This is a genomic window from Photobacterium toruni, from assembly GCF_024529955.1.
GTDB classification, from domain to species: Bacteria; Pseudomonadota; Gammaproteobacteria; order Enterobacterales; family Vibrionaceae; genus Photobacterium; species Photobacterium toruni.
The window spans coordinates 510,205-532,923 of sequence record NZ_AP024854.1 but is presented as its reverse complement, the minus strand read 5'-3'; the positions used below and the strand labels follow the sequence as shown (position 1 = coordinate 532,923).

15 protein-coding genes and 17 tRNA genes are annotated in these 22,719 nt (G+C 41.4%); 1 reads left to right on the top strand and 31 read right to left on the bottom strand.

Annotation, left to right across the window (positions count from 1 at the left end):
- Positions 1-12: 12 nt before the first annotated feature.
- The 26 genes from gshA to pncC form a co-directional block, all read right to left on the bottom strand.
- Positions 13-1,602 carry a glutamate--cysteine ligase gene (gshA, locus tag OC457_RS02725; RefSeq protein ID WP_080175369.1) on the bottom strand — a complete coding sequence of 530 codons (1,590 nt, stop codon included), beginning with the start codon at positions 1,600-1,602 and terminating at the stop codon, positions 13-15.
- A 152-nt stretch (positions 1,603-1,754) separates the two neighbouring features.
- On the bottom strand, positions 1,755-4,607 hold the full coding sequence (locus OC457_RS02720) for a M16 family metallopeptidase (RefSeq protein ID WP_080175370.1): 2,853 nt from the start codon (positions 4,605-4,607) through the stop codon (positions 1,755-1,757).
- A gap of 13 nt (positions 4,608-4,620) precedes the next feature.
- Positions 4,621-5,067 carry a YqaA family protein gene (locus OC457_RS02715; protein ID WP_080175371.1) on the bottom strand — a complete coding sequence of 149 codons (447 nt, stop codon included), beginning with the start codon at positions 5,065-5,067 and terminating at the stop codon, positions 4,621-4,623.
- A 276-nt stretch (positions 5,068-5,343) separates the two neighbouring features.
- Positions 5,344-5,420 (bottom strand) — tRNA-Arg (locus tag OC457_RS02710).
- A gap of 49 nt (positions 5,421-5,469) precedes the next feature.
- Positions 5,470-5,546 (bottom strand) — tRNA-Arg (locus tag OC457_RS02705).
- Positions 5,547-5,595: 49 nt separating this feature from the next.
- Positions 5,596-5,672, bottom strand: a tRNA-Arg gene (locus OC457_RS02700).
- Between the two features lie 49 nt (positions 5,673-5,721).
- Positions 5,722-5,798 (bottom strand) — tRNA-Arg (locus OC457_RS02695).
- A gap of 49 nt (positions 5,799-5,847) precedes the next feature.
- Positions 5,848-5,924, bottom strand: a tRNA-Arg gene (locus OC457_RS02690).
- A gap of 50 nt (positions 5,925-5,974) precedes the next feature.
- Positions 5,975-6,051 (bottom strand) — tRNA-Arg (locus OC457_RS02685).
- Positions 6,052-6,100: 49 nt separating this feature from the next.
- A tRNA-Arg gene (locus tag OC457_RS02680) sits at positions 6,101-6,177 on the bottom strand.
- Positions 6,178-6,226: 49 nt separating this feature from the next.
- Positions 6,227-6,303: transfer RNA gene (locus OC457_RS02675), tRNA-Arg, on the bottom strand.
- A gap of 49 nt (positions 6,304-6,352) precedes the next feature.
- Positions 6,353-6,429: transfer RNA gene (locus tag OC457_RS02670), tRNA-Arg, on the bottom strand.
- A gap of 49 nt (positions 6,430-6,478) precedes the next feature.
- Positions 6,479-6,555, bottom strand: a tRNA-Arg gene (locus tag OC457_RS02665).
- Positions 6,556-6,604: 49 nt separating this feature from the next.
- Positions 6,605-6,681, bottom strand: a tRNA-Arg gene (locus tag OC457_RS02660).
- Positions 6,682-6,730: 49 nt separating this feature from the next.
- Positions 6,731-6,807: transfer RNA gene (locus tag OC457_RS02655), tRNA-Arg, on the bottom strand.
- Between the two features lie 101 nt (positions 6,808-6,908).
- A tRNA-Ser gene (locus OC457_RS02650) sits at positions 6,909-7,000 on the bottom strand.
- 57 nt (positions 7,001-7,057) lie between these two features.
- Positions 7,058-7,134, bottom strand: a tRNA-Arg gene (locus OC457_RS02645).
- A 64-nt stretch (positions 7,135-7,198) separates the two neighbouring features.
- A tRNA-Ser gene (locus tag OC457_RS02640) sits at positions 7,199-7,290 on the bottom strand.
- A gap of 68 nt (positions 7,291-7,358) precedes the next feature.
- Positions 7,359-7,435: transfer RNA gene (locus tag OC457_RS02635), tRNA-Arg, on the bottom strand.
- Between the two features lie 83 nt (positions 7,436-7,518).
- Positions 7,519-7,610, bottom strand: a tRNA-Ser gene (locus OC457_RS02630).
- 271 nt (positions 7,611-7,881) lie between these two features.
- Entirely contained in the window at positions 7,882-8,079 is a 198-nt protein-coding gene (csrA, locus tag OC457_RS02625; RefSeq protein ID WP_036793345.1) for a carbon storage regulator CsrA, read from the bottom strand.
- Positions 8,080-8,163: 84 nt separating this feature from the next.
- The gene (locus OC457_RS02620) at positions 8,164-9,348 is read right to left on the bottom strand and encodes an aspartate kinase (RefSeq protein ID WP_080175372.1); all 1,185 of its coding nucleotides are present in this window, start codon (positions 9,346-9,348) and stop codon (positions 8,164-8,166) included.
- A 16-nt stretch (positions 9,349-9,364) separates the two neighbouring features.
- Positions 9,365-11,986, bottom strand: a complete 2,622-nt coding sequence (gene alaS, locus OC457_RS02615) for an alanine--tRNA ligase (RefSeq protein WP_080175373.1) — start codon at positions 11,984-11,986, stop codon at positions 9,365-9,367.
- A gap of 231 nt (positions 11,987-12,217) precedes the next feature.
- Entirely contained in the window at positions 12,218-13,447 is a 1,230-nt protein-coding gene (kch, locus tag OC457_RS02610; RefSeq protein ID WP_080175374.1) for a voltage-gated potassium channel protein, read from the bottom strand.
- Between the two features lie 223 nt (positions 13,448-13,670).
- Positions 13,671-14,723 carry a recombinase RecA gene (recA, locus tag OC457_RS02605; protein ID WP_080175375.1) on the bottom strand — a complete coding sequence of 351 codons (1,053 nt, stop codon included), beginning with the start codon at positions 14,721-14,723 and terminating at the stop codon, positions 13,671-13,673.
- Positions 14,724-14,848: 125 nt separating this feature from the next.
- A complete protein-coding gene (gene pncC / locus OC457_RS02600; RefSeq protein ID WP_080175376.1) occupies positions 14,849-15,346 on the bottom strand; it encodes a nicotinamide-nucleotide amidase in 498 nt (165 codons plus the stop codon).
- Between the two features lie 214 nt (positions 15,347-15,560).
- Here pncC and mutS point away from each other — a divergent pair, with 214 nt between their 5' ends.
- Entirely contained in the window at positions 15,561-18,140 is a 2,580-nt protein-coding gene (mutS, locus tag OC457_RS02595; protein ID WP_080175377.1) for a DNA mismatch repair protein MutS, read from the top strand.
- 155 nt (positions 18,141-18,295) lie between these two features.
- Here mutS and rpoS read toward each other — a convergent pair whose 3' ends face one another.
- The 5 genes from rpoS to truD all read right to left on the bottom strand — a co-directional run bounded on the left by rpoS (position 18,296) and on the right by truD (position 22,712).
- The gene (rpoS, locus tag OC457_RS02590; protein WP_080175378.1) at positions 18,296-19,288 is read right to left on the bottom strand and encodes an RNA polymerase sigma factor RpoS; all 993 of its coding nucleotides are present in this window, start codon (positions 19,286-19,288) and stop codon (positions 18,296-18,298) included.
- A gap of 88 nt (positions 19,289-19,376) precedes the next feature.
- Complete coding sequence (locus OC457_RS02585) at positions 19,377-20,279, bottom strand: peptidoglycan DD-metalloendopeptidase family protein (protein ID WP_162494727.1); 903 nt, start codon at positions 20,277-20,279, stop codon at positions 19,377-19,379.
- A gap of 18 nt (positions 20,280-20,297) precedes the next feature.
- On the bottom strand, positions 20,298-20,927 hold the full coding sequence (locus tag OC457_RS02580) for a protein-L-isoaspartate(D-aspartate) O-methyltransferase (RefSeq protein WP_080175379.1): 630 nt from the start codon (positions 20,925-20,927) through the stop codon (positions 20,298-20,300).
- Between the two features lie 2 nt (positions 20,928-20,929).
- Positions 20,930-21,679, bottom strand: coding sequence for a 5'/3'-nucleotidase SurE (gene surE, locus OC457_RS02575; protein WP_080175380.1), 750 nt, complete (start codon positions 21,677-21,679; stop codon positions 20,930-20,932).
- Complete coding sequence (gene truD, locus OC457_RS02570) at positions 21,657-22,712, bottom strand: tRNA pseudouridine(13) synthase TruD (protein ID WP_080175428.1); 1,056 nt, start codon at positions 22,710-22,712, stop codon at positions 21,657-21,659. The genes surE and truD overlap by 23 nt, the downstream gene beginning before the upstream one ends.
- Positions 22,713-22,719: the final 7 nt, after the last annotated feature.

The window sequence follows — 22,719 nt, the reverse complement described above, 5'->3', positions numbered from 1 at the left end:
TGATATCATGTTTTATTTGGTTAACATCGGTATTTCTACATCAACATCGGCAAAATAATCGGCTAAGAAATCATCAAATGAAAGTGTGTCACTTTGTTCAATTTGACGTTGTTTAATCACCGATGCAGCCACTTCTTGCTCAAACGTGGCTTGATCATAAAAACGGAACGCTTGTTGCGCTAATTTTTTAGCATGTGCCGTTGCATAATAATCACCAAGCGCACCAATCCCTTGATAGGTTTTGATTTGCTCAAGCAACGTGGCTGAAAATGTTAATTTAGGATCTTCAATCCAAGTTAACAAACGTTGATAGGTTTGCTGGTATTTATCATTACCGTGTAAACCATCTAAAGTAATAGCAACTTGCTCTAATTCAGCAAAAACACGGCGTCCCCATGTTTTAAGCAATAGCTCTTCACCATCACAACCAATTTTAAGCAGTAATTCTGGATTACGACCATCAACAACCACTTTATTCCAATTGTCACGCCAGCAAGCAAGCTCACAATCGGTCATATTCGGTGATGGCGTTAATGTTGCCCAGATTAAAAATAAATCAAGAAAACGTACCTGATCTTCATCAATACCAATCGGGCTAAATGGATTGACATCAAGCGAACGCACTTCAATGTACTCAACCCCTGCACGCTTTAATGCTTCTGATGGTTTTTCACCACTTTTAGCCACACGTTTAGGACGAATAGGCGCATATAGCTCATTTTCAATCTGTAATACATTACTATTTAACTGTTGACGTTTGCCATCAACAACAACCCCAAGCTTAGAAAATTCTTCTGATGGCGTATGAATAGCACTATTAAGCCCCGTTAAATATTGTTCGATATTATTAAAACCAATTTTTAACGAGCTTTGAGCATGATTGGTATAACCTAAATCGCTTAATCGTAACGCGGTTGCATTCTCTAAAAAGTAAGTTCCTTTACCTACCTTTTCAAACGATGCTTTAAGTTGCTCATTTTGAATAAACGAACCACACATTGCAGGAGAAGAGCCAAATAAATATGGAATTAGCCATCCAAAACGGTAATAGTTTCGAATCAAGCCAAAGTATGCATCAGAAACCGAGTCTTGGCGTTGTTGATCTGTTTGATCGCCAAATAAACCATCCCAAAAAGTATCAGGGAAGGAAAAATTAAAATGCACGCCAGAAATAATTTGCATTACGCTGCCATAACGACGCTTTAAGCCTTCGCGATACAGGGTTTTCATTCGTCCTGAATTTGAGCTGCCGTACTGTGCTAATTCAATCTCATTTTGATCATCAACAAAGCATGGCATAGACATCGGCCATAAGCGCTCGCCAGCCATATGGCTTAAAGAAAACTTATGAATATCGTCTAATTGTGCAAGTAAATCATCAACATCACGAGAAACTGGCGTAATAAATTCCAGTAAAGATTCAGCAAAATCAGTGGTGATCCATTTATTTGTTAACGCAGAACCTAAAGCACTCGGATGGGGCAATGAAGAGACAGTTAAGTCTTCTGTTATGCGTAAAGACTCACGCTCAAGACCACGCCCTAGCTGTGTTAATGCTTCAGGATTTTTGGCAACCTGTTGCAACCTTTCGGAAAAAGTCATGAAGGTCATTCTCATTTTTATCCAATTGAAGAAAACAGGGTAATCATTATTAAGCGGGATTACCATGCTTTATAGTATTAATAATTGTGAAACATTTTTACTACACAATAACAGCCCTTAACTTAATAAAGGCTGTTACTCCGTAGCATATCTTACTGATTGAGTACTAATTGATGAATAGGTAAACCTAATGTCTTTAATTGCGGCAATAATGTTTTAGCATCACCGACAACAATAATTTGATAATCATTAGGGTTAAACCATTTCTTAGCTAAGTTATCCATTTCAGTTTTCGTAATAGTTGCCACAATATGATTACGTTGAGTTACAAAATCTTTTGGTAAATCATAACTGAGTATGGTGCCTAATAACGCCGCTTTTTTAGTCGGCGTTTCATAACTTAACGCATCTTGTTGACCAACAGCTAACCGCATAAATTTGACTTCTTTATCGGTTAATCCAGTGCTACTCATGCGTTTAAGTTCAACCATAAACTCTTTGATCGCAGGTAAAGTTGCATTAGCTCGAACTTGTGCATAAAAACTTGCCATACCAATTTCTCGTCCGCCAGTTAAATAACCGCCAGCACCATAGGTATAGCCCTTATCTTCACGTAAATTCAAATTTAGACGACTATTAAAATTACCCGCTAAATTAAAATTAGCTAACTGCGTCTTAAATAACTCACCCGTTGCATCATAAGCTAAGCCTTGGCGCACCAAACGCACGACGGTTTGTGGCGCATGCGGTTTATTGACTAGCCATATCGCTTGCTGGGATAGGTATGGTAACGTTGGCATTATAAACGTTGGTTTAGGAGCCCCTTTCCAAGCCGCTAACGGGGCTAAATCCGTCTGTAAATTAGCTTGTTTAATATCGCCAACGACGACGATATCAGCACCATTTGGAGTGTAATAACGCTGGTAGAAATCCCTAACATCTTGCAAGGTAAGATTATTAATGGAGGCTTGAGTGCCCTCCGCGGGACGACTAAATACCGTCCCTTTAAACAATACATCTCGAGTTGCTTGATTTGCTAACCATTCCGCACTTTGATGCTCATAGACAATGCTTTCTAACATTTGCTTTTTCAAACGTTTGAAATCAGATTCTGTGAATTTAGGTTCCAACAAACGTTGCTCAAATAATGCCAATGTTTGTGGTAAATTCTTTGTCAAAGTATTCAGTGATACCGTGGTGTTATAAAGCCCAGCATTAACATTGATACTACTGCCTAAGGTATCAAGTTTTGATGCTATCTGCTCCGCGGTTAATTTCGTCGTCCCCTCATTCATCATTGCCGCCGTTAATTGTGCTAACCCTGCTTTACCATCAGGTTCAACTCGACGCCCAGCAGGGACACTTAATTGTAAGGTAATAGTGGGGGTTTCTTGGTATTCAGTGCCAATAACATTAATACCATTAGCAAGTTTAAATTCATATAAACTCGGCATCACAGCTTTAACGGGAGTTGATGCTTGTGGCATGACTGAGCGATCAAAATTATCGGTAACCGTACGATAAGCTAAATCTTGCTCTTTGATCTTATGATGCTGTGGAAGATGACGAGGCGCAGGAATAAAGTTTGGCTTAGCCGCTTCTAATTGCAATTTCCCTTTTGGTACTACGCTTAAACTGACATTTGGCTGCTGATATAAGTACTTATTATAAGCTGCCATTACAGTATTGGTGGTAACGCTATTAACGTTTTTAAGCTCGGTTGGTAAATAATTAGGATCACCAAAAAATGTTTGATAAGCCGCAAGCTGAGAGACTTTACCCGCTACACTTTGCAAGCCATAAATTGCACTTGCCGCAACTGAACCTTTAATTTCATTCAGTTGCTGAGGGTTAATCCCCTGCTTTTCAATACCATTGACGATAGCCATCACTTTAGTACGCAGCTGTTTTAAATTGCCTTGGTTTCCGCTTGGGGCCATTGCATAAACATACATCGTACACGCGAGCTCGGCACAATCTTGAAAAGCACCAGCATCTACAGCCTCGCCCGTCTTAACTAATTTTTGATACAGTAAACTATTAGTGCCACTGCCAATAATTTGCCCTAGTATATCCAGTGATGACTGATCTTTTGCACCAAGATACGCTGTTGGCCATCCCATCATTAGCATTGGTTGTTGAATATTATCTTCAAGGGTAATAAATCGATTATGAGTAATTTTAGCAGGCTGTTTAGGCGCATTTTTTACTTCAGGACCTCGTGGAATCGAGCCGAAATATTTATTGATCCACGCTAGTGTTTGCGCTTTATTAATATCACCACCGATAGTCAAAGTCGCATTATTTGGACCATACCAACGCAGGAAAAATGCTTTAAGATCATTAACATCAACCCGATCAAGATCATCAACATAACCAATAGTTTGCCATGAATATGGATGACTTCGCGGATATAGCGCCTCACCCATTTTCTCATAAATCAACCCATAAGGACGATTTTCAAAATTTTGAGCTCGCTCGTTTTTTACTGTTGAACGCTGAATTTCAAATTTACGCTGTGACACTGCATCCAATAAGAACCCCATTCGATCGGACTCTAACCACAACACTTTTTGAAGTTGGTTTGCAGGAACGGTTTCATAATAATTAGTACGATCGCGGTTAGTACTGCCATTTAAATTACCGCCAGCTTCTGTGATCAATTTAAAATGCTGCTGATCACCAACATGTTTTGAGCCTTGAAACATCATATGTTCAAAGAAATGAGCAAAACCTGACTTTCCTTGTTGTTCGCGAGCAGAGCCAACATGATAAGTCATATCAACATTTACCAAAGGATCAGAATCATCTGGTGATAGAATAACAGTCAGTCCATTGGCTAATTGATATTTACTGTAAGGAATTACTGCCTTGCCTGTTACGGCTTTAACCTGTTCAATAAATTTAACTCCTTGTGGCAAGTTATCATTTACTGAAGCATGTTCACTCCATTGACTACATCCTGCTAATGACAGTACTGCAGCACTTAAAACCCACTTTTGCACGTTAATACATTCCTTACACTGATAATCCAGAGAATAACCCTAGCACAATCGCCGCTAAGGCAATATAGCGTAACATTTTCCCAATAAAAATAGCGGCAGCACACCACCAAAAACGCATCCGTAACCAACCGGCAGCAAGACAAAGAGGATCACCAATTAATGGCATCCAACTTAATAATAAACTCCAATAACCATATTTCTTTAACCATAATAATGCGTTATTACTTTGTTTATTTTCAGCTGTTTTATCAGGTAGTAACAATCCAAGCCAATAATTAGTCAGCCCTCCTAAAGTATTGCCGATAGTTACAACTGCAACTATTTGCCATACAGGGTTATCACCTACTTTTAAAGCTGCAATTAGATTAGCTTCAGATCCACCAGGCAGTAAGGTTGCACTTAAAAATCCAGTGGCAAACAGCACCCATAATCCAAGATCGCCATTCATCAATTCTGTCATTAAGTTGTTATCTCATAAAATAATAGTAAGTATGCAATGTCGATCTAACCTCTGGTTACAACAGTACAAAAGATCTGATTTTGATAATAATACCAAGTCTATTAACTGGCTGTTATTCAATCTTTGATTTAACTGCATAATAAGTTATTACAGGAAAGCTAAGCTACAGCGTATTGATGGTATAAATGGAAGAATGAGGTATAAAAACCGCAGAATGATATCAAGGCTAAAATTGAGGTATAAAAAAAGCCCAGCCTAAGCTGAGCTTTTAAATGATGGTGCGCGCGGGAGGATTCGAACCTCCGACCGCCTGGTTCGTAGCCAAGTACTCTATCCAGCTGAGCTACGCGCGCACTAATTCTGTTACAACAATAAACATTGAGGTCTATTGCTTTTAAATGATGGTGCGCGCGGGAGGATTCGAACCTCCGACCGCCTGGTTCGTAGCCAAGTACTCTATCCAGCTGAGCTACGCGCGCACTAATTCTGTTACAACAACAGACATTGTGGTCTATTGCTTTTAAATGATGGTGCGCGCGGGAGGATTCGAACCTCCGACCGCCTGGTTCGTAGCCAAGTACTCTATCCAGCTGAGCTACGCGCGCACTAATTCTGTTACAACAACAGACATTGTGGTCTATTGCTTTTAAATGATGGTGCGCGCGGGAGGATTCGAACCTCCGACCGCCTGGTTCGTAGCCAAGTACTCTATCCAGCTGAGCTACGCGCGCACTAATTCTATTACAACAACAAACATTGAGGTCTATTGCTTTTAAATGATGGTGCGCGCGGGAGGATTCGAACCTCCGACCGCCTGGTTCGTAGCCAAGTACTCTATCCAGCTGAGCTACGCGCGCACTAATTCTGTTACAACAACAAACATTGAGGTCTATTGCTTTTTAAATGATGGTGCGCGCGGGAGGATTCGAACCTCCGACCGCCTGGTTCGTAGCCAAGTACTCTATCCAGCTGAGCTACGCGCGCACTAATTCTGTTACAACAACAGACATTGTGGTCTATTGCTTTTAAATGATGGTGCGCGCGGGAGGATTCGAACCTCCGACCGCCTGGTTCGTAGCCAAGTACTCTATCCAGCTGAGCTACGCGCGCACTAATTCTGTTACAACAACAGACATTGTGGTCTATTGCTTTTAAATGATGGTGCGCGCGGGAGGATTCGAACCTCCGACCGCCTGGTTCGTAGCCAAGTACTCTATCCAGCTGAGCTACGCGCGCACTAATTCTGTTACAACAACAAACATTGTGGTCTATTGCTTTTAAATGATGGTGCGCGCGGGAGGATTCGAACCTCCGACCGCCTGGTTCGTAGCCAAGTACTCTATCCAGCTGAGCTACGCGCGCACTAATTCTGTTACAACAACAAACATTGTGGTCTATTGCTTTTAAATGATGGTGCGCGCGGGAGGATTCGAACCTCCGACCGCCTGGTTCGTAGCCAAGTACTCTATCCAGCTGAGCTACGCGCGCACTAATTCTGTTACAACAACAGACATTGTGGTCTATTGCTTTTAAATGATGGTGCGCGCGGGAGGATTCGAACCTCCGACCGCCTGGTTCGTAGCCAAGTACTCTATCCAGCTGAGCTACGCGCGCACTAATTCTGTTACAACAACAGACATTGTGGTCTATTGCTTTTAAATGATGGTGCGCGCGGGAGGATTCGAACCTCCGACCGCCTGGTTCGTAGCCAAGTACTCTATCCAGCTGAGCTACGCGCGCACTGTTGTTTCTTTTTTCAGAAACAATTCCTTTTAGCTATAAAAGGAATAATGCAATCGTCAAACCTTACCTTGCGATAATTTTTGATAGAAAGCAATTAATGGCGGTGAAGGAGGGATTCGAACCCTCGATACGGGATAAACCGTATACTCCCTTAGCAGGGGAGCGCCTTCAGCCTCTCGGCCACCTCACCACACAAATTGGTATAAGTAACAAGTTAACTATTATGTTCAACTCATCGCTTAAATAATGGTGCGCGCGGGAGGATTCGAACCTCCGACCGCCTGGTTCGTAGCCAAGTACTCTATCCAGCTGAGCTACGCGCGCACTGGGTGTTTCTTGCTAAAGAAAACACCATATTGATATCAACATCGTTGCCATCAATAAAGAATGGCGGTGAAGGAGGGATTCGAACCCTCGATACGGGATAAACCGTATACTCCCTTAGCAGGGGAGCGCCTTCAGCCTCTCGGCCACCTCACCACACAATTCGGTGCAAGTAACAAGTTGTATTAACTGCTAAAGGTTAACAGAACTCATTGCTTAAATAATGGTGCGCGCGGGAGGATTCGAACCTCCGACCGCCTGGTTCGTAGCCAAGTACTCTATCCAGCTGAGCTACGCGCGCACTGTGCTTTGTTACCGTTGCATTATCCCAAATTAAGATAATTAAATCAATAAGAAAGCGTCACAATATCCATTAAAAAATAATGGCGGTGAAGGAGGGATTCGAACCCTCGATACGGGATAAACCGTATACTCCCTTAGCAGGGGAGCGCCTTCAGCCTCTCGGCCACCTCACCATGTTGTGGTGGCACATATTACTGCCAGCCCAAAATAAGTCAAACACTTTATTGCCAAAAACCAACACTTACCGCACGAACGAACACTTAATAATCAATAAGACAGTTAATGCAACATAAGTGATAAAACATTCACTTTATATAGCGAGCATCCTATTTAAAGGATAACAAAAAAACATAGCTATCTATTAGGATTTAATAACAACAGGCAAGACGTTACTTTGCTACAGACACAAAAAAGGCCAGGATAATTATCCTAGCCCTCTTCGAATTAGTAGTTACCAGTACTCGGAGTACCAGCTTCTTTTTCTGCTTGAATTCGCATATATATTTCTTCACGGTGAACAGATACTTCTTTAGGTGCGTTAACACCGATACGTACCTGATTTCCTTTAACACCAAGAACAGTAACAGTTACTTCGTCACCGATCATTAGAGTTTCACCTACACGACGTGTTAAAATTAGCATTCGAGTGCTCCTTGAGTAATCTCAGTCTTATAAGAATTTAACGTTTTATCCAATAAAATTCACAATTTCGTAAATAGCCGTGGCTCAAGAAACAGCAGGATGCGATAGATTACCTAAACACTGGCCATCGACCACAAATTTTTCATGGATTAAATCAACAGCTATAAGGTGGTCATCTTCATTAATCAATAAAGATAAACACTTATTATCGCCCTGATATGTATGCACTGTAATGCCTGCCTCATGCAGCGCCATTTGAATAGATTGCAAATGCTGCTGAACATCCTTTCCAACCAAGGAAAGTATAGAGACCATACCAATATGGCGCATTTTGTTAGTAAACACTAGCCTTAAGCGAGCTAAATCATCATTAGAAATAACGATTTGTGATATATCATCACTAGAATTAGTTGATAAATTCCAAGCTGTCAAACCATATAAGTCCAACTGCTCTTTAAGAACAGCTACTGGTAGCATAATATTAACTAAAACCTGCTGCCTTTGAAGCGCAACGCCAATGATGTTCTGATTATTCATTACATCAAAATTAACTAACGTTCCCTGCCCTTCTTCAAAGGAAGAAAGAACCCTTAATGGAACGCGATGTTGACACGCATACTCTACAGACTGTAATTGTAGCACTTTTGCCCCTAAGCGCGCCATGCAAGTCATGTAATCAAAGTGAATAACATCCAAACGAGCAGCACTTGGTACAATTCTTGGATCTGTAGAATACACTCCATCAACATCTGTGAAAATTTGACATTCATCTGCATTAAGCGCACTAGCAATAGCAACCGCAGTGGTATCTGACCCGCCACGTCCCAAGGTTGTGATATTGCCATCAATATCACGTCCTTGAAAACCGGCCACGACAACAATGTTGTCTTGGCCTAGTAATGTGGTCATATTCTGGGTTTCAACCTCATGAATAATGGCATTATTAAAGTTGCTATCCGTATGGATAACAACTTGATCTGCCGTTAATGAGGTCGCACTATAGCCTCGTTTATTCAACGCCATAGCTAATAAGGCAATCGACACTTGTTCACCCGCAGCAAGAAGTACATCTAACTCTCGTGGGGTAGGAACAGCATCAATTTGCTTAGCTAAGCCCAATAACCGATTAGTTTCACCGGCCATTGCAGACAATACAACAACTACTTGGTGGCCACACTGGCGAGCTTTTATCACTCGCTCAGCGACGGCTTCTATTCGTTCAATACTACCAACTGATGTACCACCAAATTTCTGCACTAATAGTGCCACATTACCTCTCCAGTGATTACAGTTTGTCAGCTAGCCATGGTGCAACAGTTTCCAATGCTGCAGGCAATGCTGCTGCGTCAGTACCGCCAGCTTGTGCCATATCAGGACGACCGCCGCCCTTACCACCAACTTGTAATGCAACCAAATTAACTAGCTCACCTGCTTTTACTTTGCCAATTAAATCTTTCGTAACACCAGCGATTAAACCAACTTTACCTTCGCTAACATTACCTAATAACACCACACCACTGCCTAGCTGATTTTTTAACTCATCAACCATGCCACGTAATGCTTTATTATCAGCGCCGTCAAGCTTCGCAATTAATACTTTAACGCCATTAATTTCTTGCGCTTTATTGATTAAACTTGCGCCTTCTTGCGCGGCTAGCTTGTCTTTTAATTGTTGAATTTCTTTTTCTAGCTGCTTGCTATGAGACACTAACGCATCCACTTTGCTAACAACAGATGCCACGTCAGACTTCACTAAACGCGCTGTTTTCGCTAGCATCATATCTTCAGTGTGCATGGCTGCAATTGCGCCAGCACCTGTTACAGCTTCAATACGGCGAATACCCGCAGCGATACCACTTTCAGATAGAATCTTAAATAGACCGATATCACCAGTACGGTTAGCGTGAACACCACCACAAAGCTCAGTTGAAAAATCACCCATGCTTAGTACGCGTACTTCGTCATCGTATTTTTCACCAAACAATGCCATCGCACCGTTTGCTTTCGCTGCATCAATATCCATAATGTTGGTATCAATACTATGGTTAGCACGAATTTGTTGGTTAACCATATCCTCAACAGCACGTAGTTGTTCAGGCTTAACCGCTTCTAGGTTTGAGAAGTCAAAACGAAGGCTATCCGCTTTTACTAATGAACCTTTCTGAGCAACGTGATCGCCTAAAATAGTACGCAATGCTGCATGCATTAAGTGTGTTGCAGAGTGGTTTAAACTGATCGCTTGGCGACGTTCAGAATCAACGGCAGCAGTCAACTGTTGACCAACGGTTAGTGTACCTTCAACTAATTGACCTTTATGGCCAGTTGCAGCACCAAACTTCTGCGTATCAGCAACGTTAAATACTACGCCTTCAGCCGTTAATAAACCGCTATCACCACACTGACCGCCTGATTCTGCATAAAACGGTGTATTTGATAATACAACTAATGCATTGTCACCAGCATTGATGGTGTCAACAGCATTACCATCGCGATATAACGCAACAATTTCGCCTTCGCCATCAGTTGTGCTGTAACCACAAAATTCAGTTTCCGCATCAACTTTTATCGCGTCGTTATAATCAACACCAAAGTTACCTGCATCACGAGCACGTTGACGTTGTGCTTCCATCGCTGTTTCAAAACCGTCTTCATCGATTGAGAAACCACGCTCACGAGCAACGTCGTTAGTTAAGTCAGCTGGGAAACCGTAAGTGTCGTACAGTTTAAATACTGTTTCACCATCAAGCACTTTACCGTCAATGTTATCTAGCGCTTCATTTAGAATAGTTAGACCACGCTCAAGGGTACGACTAAAGTTCTCTTCTTCAATCTTAAGTACTTTCTCTACAAGCTCTTGCTGTGCTTTAAGCTCAACACCCGCAGAACCCATAATTTCAGCTAATGGACCTACAAGCTTGTAGAAGAACACACCTTGTGCGCCTAGCTTGTTACCGTGACGTACTGCACGACGAATAATACGGCGTAATACATAGCCACGACCTTCATTTGATGGCATTACACCATCAGCAATTAGGTATGCACAAGAGCGGATATGGTCAGCCACAACGCGTAGTGATTGATTAGACAAATCGTCATAGCCAATAACAGCAGCTGCATCTTTAATAAGGGTTTGGAAAATATCGATCTCGTAGTTTGAGTGTACGCCCTGCATGATTGCAGCAATACGCTCAATACCCATACCTGTATCTACAGATGGCTTAGGCAGTGGTTCCATTGTACCGTCAGCTTGACGGTTGAACTGCATAAATACGTTATTCCAGATCTCAATGAAACGGTCGCCATCTTCTTCAGGTGTACCAGGACGGCCACCCCAGATGTGATCGCCGTGATCGTAGAAAATTTCAGTACATGGACCACAAGGACCTGTGTCACCCATTTGCCAGAAGTTATCTGAAGCAAATGGCGCGCCTTTGTTGTCACCAATACGAACGATACGATCAGCTGGAATACCAATTTCTTTATTCCAGATATCAAACGCTTCATCATCACTTTCATAAACAGTAACAACTAAACGATCTTCAGCAAGCTTAAGCTCTTTAGTTAGAAACTCCCACGCATAGCCAATTGCATCATGCTTGAAGTAATCACCAAAGCTAAAGTTACCTAACATTTCAAAGAAAGTATGGTGACGCGCTGTAAAACCAACATTTTCAAGGTCGTTATGTTTACCACCCGCACGAACACAACGCTGAGCGCTTGTCGCACGTGTATAGTTACGCTTTTCAAGACCAAGGAATGTATCTTTAAACTGGTTCATACCTGCATTAGTGAATAACAACGTTGGGTCATTCGCAGGTACAAGAGATGAGCTTTCCACGATCTGGTGGCCTTTGCTCTCGAAAAATGCAAGATACGCGCGGCGAATCTCATCAGTGCTCATGTACATTGGCAAATCCTGAATTAATGCTTGGAATAGAAGGACAGAAAAACACCTCATGGCGGTTTTCTTCGATAACTGTTCACCCCTCCAATCACAGGAACAATGAACAATCACCATCTAATAATAAAGCTAAGATAAATTTTTTGGGGGCTATTGTAAAACAACGGTAGCTATTACGGGAAATGATATGTGGTAAAATGTATCAAATAATCCCCTACCGCACGCCGTACAATAATATTATTTAGTAATTTCTTTTTCCGATAGCCCTTGTACTGAATGCAATAGCGATGCCACGATCGAATCACTATCGATGCTTTCTCCATTTAATAATCGTGCCAGAATATCACTCGCAAACTGCTGCGGTGAAATAACAATGTCAGGATTAACACTTTTCACTTTATTTATATTTTTACTTTCATTAACCAACGCTACAGTACGTGCCGAGCTGGCTAATTCAATTGCAGATAACACAATGAATGCATTGTCTGCATCATCATCACTCAGTGCAAGCACCGCTTTAGCATTCATCACCCCAGCTTGCGTTAAAATAGCGCCATCACTGTAATCCCCTACAACAACATCTAGCCCTTCTAATTGATCTTTTGCTACTTGCTGTATTCGCGGTGAAACAATAACTGTAATGGGCTGCTTACGCTCCGTTAATTGCTTAATCGTATTAATAGCAAGGCTTGATAAGCCACAAATTATAAAATGATTTGTACGATCCATTTTTTTACTATTACCTTTAACAAGTCGTTCAAAACCACTATGAACAACAGGGCCTAACACTGACGTTGCCGAAGTGGCAAAGACGGTAATACCAGACACAATAACCGAAATAGTAAATAATCGTGCTGGTTCAGAAACAGGAACAATATCACCATAACCAACAGTAGACATGGTTTCTATCGCATAATAAAACGCAGTCAATAAACTGGTTATTTTAGGATTAAATCCATCCCCAAAATACAGCGCACCATAGGTTGACGTTAATAATAAAGTGATCACGCTGATTAACGCAAAGATACTGCCGGCAGCGACACTACTTTTAGAAAAGTATTTGCGCACCATAAATAACAGCACTAAGGATGCAATACCATAATGAATATTATGGGTTTGTTGAGGATGAATATGAGCGGTATAAAAAATATTGATCAACATTAATGTAAAGCTGATCATCCATGAAATTCGCGCTCTAAAAAAAAGTCCAACTGAACTCATAACGATAAACACACCCAGCATAAAATAGGGTGCATTGGTTAAAAAGCTCGCATTTATTTGATCATAATCACGGACATTAAACAGTGTTAATAAATTAATAGGTAAGCCGTAAATCGTATGAAAAATAAGACCACTATTACCTAAAACAAACAAAGCCACAAAAATGTGGCGAAGAGTGTAAAGCCACTCGGTAAATCGTCGAATAGTTCTGCCTATCAAACGTATTAACGATACGTGTTCTTTCATTGCAAATATGCCTATCTAATGAATGCAATAACTCAATTCAATGACGAATAAATATAAAGTTAAAACTATAATTTGATATATTAAAGCAGAAAACTCGCCAAATTTGTCAATTAAATTACCGCTATTTAGATAATCATAATCCAAAATAAAGTGATAAAAAAACCCAGCGCAAAGGCTGGGTTAATTATAGATATCTATATAAATACACTTGATTTTACTTTAATTAAAAAGCATCGCCATCTTCAGCATCTATTTTGTCGATCTCTTTTTCGTCAGTTTCTTCAACAGGTGGCGTTAGTAGTAAATCGCGTAATTTCTTTTCGATTTCAGCAGCAATTGCAGGGTTTTCAACAAGATATTTGCAAGAATTTGCTTTACCTTGACCAATCTTATTGCCTTGATAGCTATACCAAGCACCCGCTTTTTCAACTAATTTATTTTTTACACCAAGATCAATCAATTCACCATTACGGTTAAAACCTTGGCCATAAAGAATTTGCGTTTCAGCTTGTTTAAACGGTGCCGCAATTTTGTTCTTAACCACTTTAATACGGGTTTCGTTACCAACCACTTCATCACCATCTTTAATTGCGCCAGTACGACGAATATCAAGACGAACAGAAGCATAGAACTTCAATGCATTACCACCCGTTGTGGTTTCGGGATTACCAAACATTACACCAATCTTCATACGAATCTGGTTAATGAAGATACACATGCAATTCGATTGTTTAAGGTTACCGGTTAGTTTACGCATTGCTTGCGATAGCATACGTGCTTGCAGACCCATATGAGAGTCACCCATTTCACCTTCAATTTCAGCTTTTGGTGTTAAGGCTGCAACGGAGTCAACAACGATAACGTCAACTGCACCTGAACGTGCTAGTGCATCAACGATTTCTAAAGCTTGCTCACCAGTATCAGGTTGAGACACTAATAATTCATTAATATCAACGCCTAACTTCTGAGCATAAATAGGATCAAGGGCATGCTCAGCATCAATAAATGCACATGTTTTACCTTGCTTCTGAGCTGCAGAGATAACTTCAAGTGTCAGTGTTGTTTTACCTGATGATTCTGGACCGTAGATTTCCACGATACGACCCATTGGTAAACCACCAGCACCGAGTGCGATATCAAGAGACAATGAACCAGTCGAAATAGTTTCGATATCCATTGTTTTATTATCGCCCAATTTCATAATTGAACCTTTACCGAACTGCTTCTCAATCTGGCCTAACGCTGCGGCAAGAGCCTTCTGCTTGTTGTCGTCCATTTGACTCTCCAACGGATGCTAAAATAAAGTTACTGATCTGGGTATGAGACTTAGTATACTGTCTATTCATACAGTGTCTAGTTCTGGTTTGTTTTTTTTGTTAAATACATTTATTGATAATGAGATCACGCATTGATAACGGCGTTTATACGAGCAATTAAACCAGATAATGCTTTAGCTATTGCTTGTTGTCTAACCTCATTTCTTGAACCACTAAACACACAACATTGTGTCTGCTGCCATCCTGTTGCATCAGCCCAAGCAAACCATACAGTACCAATGGGTTTTTCATCACTACCGCCATCAGGACCTGCAATACCACTGATTGCGACACTAATATCAGCACGTGAAGCGGCTAAAGCGCCACATGCCATTTCAAATACCACCGCCTCACTCACAGCACCAAACTCAACCAAAGCCTGCTCAGTAACACTTAACATTTGCTTCTTGGCTTCATTACTATAAGTAACAAAAGCACGATTAAACCATGCAGAACTGCCTGGAATCTCAGTGATAGCAAACGAAACGCCACCCCCAGTACAAGATTCTGCCGTAGTTACAACCCAGCGTTTAGCTTTTAATGCTTCACCAAGTTCATAAGCCAATTGTTCAATATTTACCATTAGTGCCTCCAAGCTGGTTACTCTTTAATTATGTTTAATACATAGCAGTATCAGAGCTAACTTTACGCCTGTTACTCGTTATTGCAAAGATGAGAAAAAAAGTCCAATGGCTACTTTGCCCGATCCACCTATTCACGTATCCTTAGACCCTATTATTTTATTGGTCGAGCTACCTTAAGTAGCCGACGTTGAACCAGCAAGAGTAGGCAATATCGTGACGATAAAAGGCTTAGAAAAACATACTCCTATGATGCAGCAGTTCCTTCGGATCAAAGCTGAAAACCCTGATATTTTATTGTTCTACCGCATGGGCGACTTCTATGAGATGTTTTTTGATGATGCCAAGCGAGCCTCGCAATTACTTGATATCTCTCTGACAAAACGTGGCGCGACCAACGGTGAACCCATTCCAATGGCTGGTATTCCTCACCATGCCGCTGAAGGTTACTTGGCTAAATTAGTTCAACAAGGCGTATCAGTTGCTATCTGTGAACAGATTGGCGATCCCGCTACCAGCAAAGGTCCGGTTGAACGAAAAGTTGTGCGTATCATCACACCAGGTACTGTTAGTGATGAGGCGCTGCTTAACGAACGTCGCGATAACTTAATTGCCGCTATCTATACTGCCAATAATAAATTTGGCTATGCAACGCTTGATATTACCTCTGGCCGTTTCATGCTAACTGAGCCGACGACAGAAGAAGAAATGCAAGCGGAATTGCAACGCACTAGCCCTGCGGAATTACTCTACCCAGAAGATTTCACTTACTTGCATTTAGTTGAACCGTTCAAAGGTAAACGCCGTCGTCCAATTTGGGAATTTGAACTTGAAACCGCGCGTCAACAACTGACATTACAATTTGGTACTCGTGATTTAGTGGGGTTTGGCGTTGAGAAAGCAAACCTTGGCTTATGTGCCGCAGGTTGTTTAATGCAATATGTCAAAGACACTCAACGTACCGCCCTACCGCATATTCGTGCAATCACCTTAGACACTCAAGATCACGCGGTAATTTTAGATGCAGCCACTCGTCGTAATTTAGAATTAACCCAAAACTTAGCCGGTGGTTTTGATAACACGCTTGCAGAAGTATTGGATCACACTGCAACCCCAATGGGCAGCCGTTTACTTAAACGCTGGCTGCACCAACCGATTCGCGATCAACACCAATTAAATAACCGTTTAAATGCCATTGAAACATTTAAAGATAGCGGTATGTTCGTTGATGTTGCAGGTGTCTTACGTCATATGGGTGATTTAGAGCGTATTGTCGCTCGATTAGCATTACGCTCAGCTCGACCGCGTGATTTAGCGCGTATGCGTAACGCCATGCAATATTTACCTGAATTAGCGCAATTATTAGCTGAAATTCCACAACCTCGAATTGGTGAATTAGCTCAACATTCAGCACCGATGGATGATCTATGCCAATTACTTGAACATGCAATCATTGAAAACCCACCAGTGATTATTCGTGATGGCGGCGTCTTAGCCCCTGGCTATAATGCAGAATTGGATGAATGGCGTGATTTAGCCGATGGCGCTAAACAATATTTAACCGATCTTGAAGATCGTGAACGTGAACGTCATGATATCGATAGCCTTAAGGTTGGTTTCAATCAGGTTCATGGTTTCTTTATTCAAGTTAGCCGCGGTCAAAGTCACTTAGTCCCTGAGCACTATATTCGTCGTCAAACCTTAAAAAATGCTGAACGCTATATCATTCCTGAATTAAAAGAACATGAAGATAAGGTTCTAAATTCAAAATCAAAAGCCTTAGCTCTTGAGAAAAAACTATGGGATGAGTTATTTGATCAACTCTTACCGCATTTAGAACGATTACAGTTAGCAGCAAATGCATTATCTGAATTAGATGTATTAACTAATTTAGCAGAGCGTGCTGACAGCTTAAATTACTGCCGCCCACAATTAACCACCACCACTGGCATTAATATTACTGCGGGTCGTCACCCAGTGGTTGAACAAGTGTTAAGTGAACCATTTATTGCAAACCCTATTGCGTTACATCAAGATCGCCGTATGCTGATCATTACCGGTCCTAATATGGGTGGTAAATCAACTTATATGCGTCAAACAGCGCTGATTGCATTAATGGCACATGTCGGTTCATTTGTGCCAGCAGAAGCGGTAACGATTGGCCCACTCGATCGTATTTTTACTCGTATTGGTGCATCAGATGATCTTGCGTCTGGACGTTCAACCTTTATGGTCGAAATGACCGAAACCGCCAATATTCTTCACAATGCAACCAAACATAGCTTAGTGTTAATGGATGAAATTGGTCGTGGCACCAGCACCTATGATGGTTTATCTCTAGCGTGGGCAAGTGCTGAATGGCTAGCAGATAAAATTGCCGCCATGACACTGTTCGCTACCCACTACTTTGAATTAACTGAACTGCCATCACTGCTCTCTGGATTAGCAAATGTTCACCTTGATGCAATTGAGCATGGTGATAACATTGCGTTCATGCATAGCGTTCAAGATGGTGCCGCAAGTAAGTCATACGGTCTAGCCGTTGCTAGTCTTGCTGGCGTGCCAAAAGCGGTTATTAAGCGCGCTAAAATTAAGCTTAAGCAGTTAGAGGCACTTGGTCATCAACAAGCTCAACAGCCAGTTGTTGCAGGACAACCACCACGAGAAGAGCATCAGCTAAGTTTAATCCCAGAGCCAAGTGAAGTCGAAGAAGCATTAGCAAATGTTAACCCTGATGAGTTAACCCCTCGCCAAGCATTAGATGAACTGTATCGCCTTAAAGCGTTAATACACTAATCGCTAGTAATAAATATCACATTTTAAGCTTATAAAAAAAGGACGCCTCAGCGTCCTTTTTTATTGATTGTAATATTTTGCTCACGAAAAAGTAACTTCAAAAAAGACCGCGAGCATTGATATTTAACAGGGTAGTTGTTAGCTAATCTTCTTGATTAAGCTTCTTGATTAAACAAAGATTCAATACTTAACCCTTGGTGGGTTAGCATGTCGCGTAAACGACGTAGACCTTCAACTTGAATCTGGCGAACACGCTCACGGGTTAAGCCAATTTCACGACCAACATCTTCCAGTGTTGATGCTTCATAACCTAATAGACCAAATCGACGCGCTAATACTTCACGCTGTTTTGGGTTTAGATCTTGCAACCAATGAACAATCGAATTTTTGATATCATCATCTTGAGTTGATGTTTCAGGGCTACCCCCTTTTTCATCAGGAATGATATCTAATAAAGCTTTATCAGAATCACCACCAATCGGGTTATCAACTGAACTCACACGTTCATTAAGACGCAACATGCGATTGACGTCATCAACGGATTTTTCAAGTTGCAGTGCAATATCTTCAGCAGTAGGTTCATGATCCAGTTTTTGCGCTAATTCACGTGCGGTACGTAAATACACATTAAGCTCTTTCACTACATGGATCGGTAAGCGAATAGTACGAGTTTGGTTCATGATCGCCCGTTCAATGGTTTGACGGATCCACCATGTCGCATAAGTTGAAAAACGGAAGCCACGTTCAGGATCAAACTTTTCAACTGCACGAATAAGCCCTAAATTACCTTCTTCAACCAGATCAAGTAAGGCTAAACCACGATTACTATAACGACGTGATATTTTCACAACTAATCGAAGATTACTTTCAATCATCCGTTTGCGTGAAACGTCATCGCCTCGCAATGCACGACGGGCATACAACACTTCTTCTTCAGCGGTAAGTAAAGGTGAATATCCAATTTCGCCAAGATAAAGCTGGGTTGCATCAAGTGCTTTAGTGTTGGTCTCATATTTGGAGATATCAGCAGTTTCTGACGATGCTGACGTATCAGAATTATTATCAGTGGGCGTCACTAAACTATTAAGTTCAATGCTGTCATCTAATGTCAATGATTCAAGTTTTTTGGCTGTGCTGCTTCTACTCATAGCGCCTCCCAGATGGCGAGTTAAAGACATTACAACTTCATGATGTCATCTCTAATTTATACGTTTTCTCTGTTTTTATTATGACGAACTACTTAGAAAGAAAGCGCATTGGATCGACAGACTTTCCTTTATAGCGGATTTCAAAATGCAGTCTTACACTTGATGCACCAGAGCTCCCCATCGTCGCGATTTCCTGACCTGCTTTAACAGATTGTTGCTCTTTCAGTAAGATCTTATCGTTGTGCGCATAAGCACTAAGGTAATCTTCACTGTGCTTAATTATCACCAAGTTACCATAGCCTCGTAAGGCATCACCTGCATACACTACTTTACCAGCAGCGGTTGCTCGAATTGGAGTACCACGAGCAGCCGTAATATCTATACCTTTATTGCCATTATCTGCATTTGAGAATCTAGCAATTACTTTACCTTTTACAGGCCAAGCCCAATCTGAACTTGAATCATGTACAGCAGTAGGTTTAGTTACTGCAGGTTTAGTTACAACAGGCTTATTTGTTACAGGTTTGTTAACTTTTGTTTTCTCAGAGTACTCTTTTACTTCTGGCTTAGCAACTGGTTTATTGGTTGTTTTTTGTGCTGCTGGCTTTTTAATCGCCGGTTTAGTTACCGTCTGGGTTACTGTTTCCGTTGCTAATGGTGCAACTATTGGTGTTACAACAACGTTATTAGTACGTACTTGATTATTCGACGTTGGAATCGCCAGCCTTTGTCCCGGATAAATAGTATAAGGATAAGGTAAACGGTTTAGCTTAACGATATCTTTAACATCACGCCCTGTCATATAAGAGATAAAATACAGCGTATCTCCTTTTTGAACAGTGTAATGACGACCATGAAAGCTGCCACGTTGCAGTTGTGAATAATCTTTACCAAGATTTGAAACTGGCGCAGGCGTATGACTACTACATGCAGATAACAGCACCACACAGGTGGCTGCTAGCAAAGAAGGTTGAATTATTTTTTTCATCATACGCTCAATACTCATAGTTTACGCCAAATCTCCAGCCACTAATGGCACAAATTTAACAGGTTCGATATCCGTTTCAATAAACTGATCGCCAGTGCGAACAATCAACTTTAACACTTGTTCTGAATACCCTACGGGTAATATTAATCTTCCGCCATCAGCCAGTTGAGTTAATAGGCTCTGGGGAACCTCACTCGGCGCAGCGGTGACAATAATAGCATCAAATGGGCCTTTACTTTCCCAACCATGCCATCCATCACCATGTTTAGTTGAAATATTATATAATTCTAATTTTTTAAAACGTCGTTTTGCTTGCCATTGCAGACCTTTAATTCGCTCAACAGAGTAAACATGGTCAGCCAATTGCGCTAACACTGACGCTTGATAACCCGATCCAGTACCAATTTCCAATACTGAAGATTGTGGTGTTAACGCCAATAGCGATGTCATTTTTGCAACAATGTAAGGTTGTGAAATCGTCTGTCCACTGCCTATTGGTAACGCATTATTCTCATACGCTTGATAAGAAAATGCTTCATCAATAAAAAATTGGCGTGGTATCGCAGCAATTGCTTGCAGCACTCGCTGATCGGTAATACCTCGATTGACTAATAACGCAATTAATTTATCAACTTGCCTCTGATAACGCATAGTTATCGAATCTCCACCGCATGCATCCAGCTTTCTAGCCCGGCTATGGCATCATGCGCAGTCAGGTCGACTTGTAACGGAGTAATTGAGACTTCTCCGTGTTCAATCGCAAAAAAATCAGTACCTTCTGCGGCATCTTGTGTATCACCCGGAGGTCCTAACCAATATAAGGGATTACCCCGCGGATCAGTTTTTTTGATCATACTAACAGCACGATGCCGCGCACCTAAACGGGTTATTTTCCATCCATTCAATTGCTCAAACGGTACATCAGGCACATTAACATTAATAATTTTTTGAGTAGATAATGGCTGCATAACCATTTTTTCAATGATGATCTTTACGACTCGGGCTGCGGTATCAAAATGGGTCTCACCCACTAACGATACAGCAATGGCTGGCACACCGAGGAAATAACCTTCGGTCGCAGCAGCAACAGTACCAGAATACAGCACATCATCACCTAAATTCGCACCATGATTAATCCCCGTTACCACTACATCGGGCAACGCATCTAACCATTCAGTGAGTGCAAAATGGACACAATCGACAGGTGTACCTTGTACCGCAACTCTATTGTCTTTTTGCTGACGAATACGCAGCGGGTAATCAATCGTTAACGAATTGGATGCCCCAGATCGATTACGATCCGGGGCGACTACCGTTACTTCACCAAGCTCACTTAAGACCTTAGCTAACGTATTAATACCTTCAGCAAAAATACCATCATCATTGCTGATCAGTATTCTCATCATTCATACCTTCGGAGTCTAGTGGCATGATTAACTCACGCACAACCGACGTCGCAAAACTACCAGCAGGTAAGGCAAAAGAAAGGATCACGCCATTATCATCAAACTGCCATTGCATATCCTGTGGCAATAATAATAAAGGACGACGATCATGACGCATACGATTATCACGCACTAACGCCACAAGTGCTGGCTCTTGCTCAACAATTGCTAATTCAAATGCTTGGGCATCAGCTGCTGTCGGTAAAGCATTATCACCTAACAGTGGGCCTGTAATTGCAACGTCACCTAGCATTACTTGTTGTTGTAATTCAGGAGTAACAACATCGGCGATAAAGGTACGATCATCACCTGCCGCTTGTAGGCAATCACCCACCATTATTTCACGAGTAAGATTTTGTTCAATACGCGCAGATAATACTTGGTTAAACATCCATGAACGTGCAGCTGATAAGTAAAAACTACGCTTACTCTTATCACGAACGCGGAATTCATTATTGCCCCAAGCACGGGCTTTAATGACGTTATTGCCACCATAACCAAAACGTTGTTGACCAAAGTAGTTCGCAACACCTTGCTGTTTAACTAACTCTAAACGTTCAGCTAATGCTTGTGGCTGATCTAAATCAGTTAAGCGTAATTGGAACCAGTTGCCTTGTAAGTCACCCGGACGTAATTTTTTATCATTACGGGTCATTTCAAGGATCTCAATGCCAGGATGCTCTGCTTCAAACAGGGTTAAATCGGGATCAGCTTTACCGGGTAAATGAACACTTATCCATTGCTCTGTAACGGCATGACGATCTTTAAGACCTGCCCAACTCACATCGCGCGACTTTACACCACAAGCTTTAGCTAGCTCATTAACCACATATTTAGTATTTTCGCCTGTTTTACGAATTTTAACCATTAAGTGCTCACCAGTACCTGAAAAGGTAAAACCTAGCTGCTCGTTAACGATAAAATCTTGTGGGTTTGCCTTTATATTTCCATGGCAAATAGGCTGTTCATGAAGCCACTTAAAACAATCCATTACGTTT